Source organism: Streptomyces tricolor, from assembly GCF_002155905.1.
Taxonomy (GTDB): domain Bacteria; phylum Actinomycetota; class Actinomycetes; order Streptomycetales; family Streptomycetaceae; genus Streptomyces; species Streptomyces tricolor.
In genome coordinates, this window is record NZ_MUMF01000888.1 from 1 (window position 1) to 3,613 (window position 3,613).

A 3,613-nucleotide genomic window follows, 5' to 3' on the forward strand; every position below is an offset into this window, starting at 1 on the left:
CGGTACTGGTCGCGGGCCGCCGCGCCCGCCTGGTCCTTGAGCTTCTCCAGCTTCTCCCGGCCCTCGACGATCTTCTTGGCCAGCGCCACGATCTCGGCGGACTGCTTCTTCGCCTTCTCCTCGGCCGCGTTGTAGGCGTCGGTGGCCACGGCCGCGTCGTGGTAGAGCTTGTCGAGCTTCTCCCGGACCTTCTCAAGCTCCTTGTCCGGGGCGCCCGTCGGGCTCGGCGCGGGAGTCGCCGAGGGGGTGGGGGTGGGCGCGGGGGACGCGAACGCCGTGCCGGGTGCCGAGAGGACGGTCACCGCGCAGACCACGGTCAGTGCGGCCGTGAGCAGGCCGCGCTTGCCCGAACGCATACCTCTTCCCCCAAACTGATTTACCGTCAGTAACTTACGGTCGCCTGAGGGATCGTGCCACGGTCGCGCGCAAAGCGACAGAGGCCGTCGGAAAGCGGAATTCCCCCGCCCGCCGCCGGATACGACGATCTCCCCGCCGGTGTGACGAACGACGCACGGAGATCGTTCCGTCTTTCGTGCCTCGAACGGGTGATCTCAGTTCCGGGGCGCCAACGCGGCCCAGGCCACCGTCACTTCGCCCTGCCGCCAGCGGGCCGGGGAGTCCGTCACCGGCCAGTCGGCCGTCAGGTCCCGTACCGCGCGCAGCCAGCGCTGCCGGGCGCCGTAGGAGGCGTACGGCGCGGCGGCGGCCCAGGCGCGGTCGAAGTCCCGCAGGAAGGCGTGCACCGGCTCGCCCGGCACATTGCGGTGGATCAGCGCCTTCGGCAGGCGCTCGGCGAGGTCGGAGGGGCGGTCAAGGGAGCCCAGCCGGGTGGCGAAGGTGACCGTGCGCGGGCCCTCGGGGCCGAGCGCCACCCACACGTGCCGCCGCCCGATCTCGTCACACGTCCCCTCGACCAGCAGCCCGCCCGGCGCGAGCCGTGCGCACAGCTGCCGCCACACCGCGGCCACCTCGGTCTCGTCGTACTGGCGCAGCACGTTCGCCGCGCGGATCAGCAGGGGCCGCTCCGGGACGGGCACCTCGAAGCCGCCGTGCCGGAAGACCAGGCCCTCGCGCTCGTACGGCCGGGCCGCGGCGACCCGGGCGGGGTCGATCTCGATGCCGACCACGCGCGTGCGGGGCGCTGCCGCGCGGAGCCGGGTCAGCAGTTCCACGGCGGTCCAGGGTGCGGCCCCGTAGCCGAGGTCGACGGCCACCGGATCGTCCGCGCGCCGCAGCGCGGCACCGTGCACGGCCGCGATCCAGCGGTCCATGCGGCGCAGCCGGTTGGGGTTGGTCGTCCCGCGCGTCACCGTTCCCACGGGGCGGGCTGCGCGGGCTGTCATGTGTACGAGGGTAAGGGGGCGCGCCCCCGAAGGGACGCGGGGAACTGTGCGACCGGCCCCGCCTGCCCGCGGCCGGCGGCGACGGCCGGTCAACCCGTCACGGTATCGAACTGCTGACCGATAAACGGTAATGATTCGGCAAAGCCCCTTGATCGGGAAATGGCCGGCCCCCCACCCGCTGTTGGACCCCCTTGGAGGGCGCGGTCGATCCTCCGGCAGGCATGCCCGCAGCAAGGAGGAACGCCACGTGAGCCACTACGTCAGCAGGCTCGGGCGACGCTCTCCGGCGGCCGGTACCCGGCTCCGGCTGTACCGCAGGCCCCGCAGGGTCGCGATGCTCTCCGTGCACACCTCCCCGCTCCACCAGCCCGGCACCGGCGACGCCGGCGGCATGAACGTCTACATCGTGGAGCTGGCCCAGCGGCTGGCCGCGATCAACATCGAGGTGGAGATCTTCACCCGGGCCACGGCCGGCGGCCTGCCCCCCTCGGTCGAGCTGGCCCCCGGCGTCCTGGTCCGGCACGTCGACGCGGGCCCCTACGAGGGCCTGGCCAAGGAGGACCTCCCGGCCCAGCTGTGCGCCTTCACGCACGGCGTGATGCAGGCGTGGGCCGGCCACCGCCCCGGCCACTACGACCTGGTCCACTCGCACTACTGGCTCTCCGGCCACGTCGGCTGGCTCGCCGCCCAGCGCTGGGGCGTGCCCCTGGTGCACGCCATGCACACCATGGCCAAGGTCAAGAACGCCAACCTGGCCGACGGCGACACCCCCGAGCCCGCCGCCCGGGTCATCGGCGAGACCCAGATCGTGGCCGCCGCCGACCGGCTGATCGCCAACACCGCCGAGGAGGCCGGCGAGCTGGTCCGGCACTACGCGGCCGACCCCGCGAAGGTCGCCGTCGTCCACCCCGGCGTCAACCTGGAGCGGTTCCGCACCGCCGACGGCCGGGCCGCGGCCCGCGCCCGCCTCGGACTCCCGCAGGACGCCCTGATCCCGCTCTTCGCGGGCCGCATACAGCCCCTGAAGGCGCCGGACATCCTGCTGCGCGCCGTGGCCGTCCTGCTGGACGAGCGGCCCGAGCTGCGCTCCCGCATCCTCGTCCCGGTGGTCGGCGGCCCCAGCGGCAGCGGGCTCGCCAAACCGGAGGGCCTGCAGAAGCTCGCGGCCCGGCTGGGCATCGCGGACGTCGTACGGTTCCGTCCGCCGGTCGGCCAGGAGCAGCTGGCGGACTGGTTCCGGGCCGCGTCCGTCCTGGTCATGCCGTCGTACAGCGAGTCGTTCGGCCTGGTCGCCATCGAGGCGCAGGCGGCCGGCACCCCGGTGCTCGCGGCCGCGGTCGGCGGTCTGCCGGTGGCCGTGCGGGACGGCGAGACCGGCTTCCTCGTCCAGGGCCACGATCCGGCCGACTACGCGCGCGTACTGCGCCGTTTCGCCGACCGGCCGGACCTGTCCGCGCGCATGGGCGCGGCCGCCGCCGCGCACGCCCAGTCGTTCGGCTGGGACACGTCCGCCGCCGCCACCGCCGACGTCTACACGGCCGCGACCCAGTCCCACCGCCGTCGCGTACGCTCCCCCCATGGGTGATGTGGAGAAGGCCGGACAGATCCTGGAGGGCGTCTTCGAGGACGCCGAACTGGAGTGGGAGAGCCCCGAGCCCGGGAACTACGTGGTGAAGCTCCCCGGCAGCCGCAAGCTGTCCACCACGGTGTCCTTCCTGGTCGGCCGGCACTCCCTGTCCCTCAACGCGTTCGTCATCCGCCACCCGGACGAGAACGAGGCCGGTGTCCACCGCTGGCTGCTGGAGCGCAACCTCAAGCTGTACGGCGTGAGTTACGCCGTCGACCGCCTCGGCGACGTCTACGTCACCGCCCGGCTGCCCCTCGCCTCCGTCACCCCGGACGAGATCGACCGCCTTCTCGGCCAGGTCCTGGAAGCCGCCGACGGCGCCTTCAACACCCTGCTGGAACTGGGCTTCGCCTCCTCGATCCGCAAGGAGTACGCCTGGCGGGTGGCGCGCGGCGAGTCCACGCGGAACCTGGAAGCGTTCACCCACCTGATCGAGCGCCCGGCGGACTGAGGGACGCCGCCCCTCTTCCGTGGCACTGTGCGCTCCTGGCGCCGTACGACCCCTTCCTTCCCGCCCTGGGGCGTGGCATGCTCACCGCCGACGCATTCCTGAACGTCGTTCATCATTATGAACAAGAGGCGGGTGGACATGAGCGGCACGCACCTCACGAGACGGACCCTGCTGACCGCGGCCACGGCCGTG

At 73.0% G+C, this 3,613-nt stretch carries 4 protein-coding genes; 2 read left to right on the forward strand and 2 right to left on the reverse strand.

Features of this window, described 5'->3' with window-relative positions; all coding sequences use genetic code 11:
• Both CCN44_RS41135 and CCN44_RS41140 read right to left on the reverse strand, forming a co-directional pair.
• Nucleotides 1-356: coiled-coil domain-containing protein (locus CCN44_RS41135; protein WP_414820556.1), on the reverse strand; the 356-nt coding region annotated here is incomplete at its 3' end.
• A gap of 195 nt (nucleotides 357-551) precedes the next feature.
• Nucleotides 552-1,343, reverse strand: coding sequence for a class I SAM-dependent methyltransferase (locus CCN44_RS41140; protein WP_086704318.1), 792 nt, complete (start codon nucleotides 1,341-1,343; stop codon nucleotides 552-554).
• Between the two features lie 247 nt (nucleotides 1,344-1,590).
• Between CCN44_RS41140 and mshA the strand changes: the two genes are divergently transcribed.
• Both mshA and CCN44_RS41150 read left to right on the forward strand, forming a co-directional pair.
• Nucleotides 1,591-2,928: a D-inositol-3-phosphate glycosyltransferase gene (gene mshA, locus CCN44_RS41145; RefSeq protein ID WP_059251314.1), complete on the forward strand. Its 1,338-nt coding sequence runs from the start codon at nucleotides 1,591-1,593 to the stop codon at nucleotides 2,926-2,928.
• A complete protein-coding gene (locus tag CCN44_RS41150; RefSeq protein WP_059251317.1) occupies nucleotides 2,921-3,421 on the forward strand; it encodes a type III secretion system chaperone family protein in 501 nt (166 codons plus the stop codon). The genes mshA and CCN44_RS41150 overlap by 8 nt, the downstream gene beginning before the upstream one ends.
• Nucleotides 3,422-3,613 lie beyond the last annotated feature (192 nt).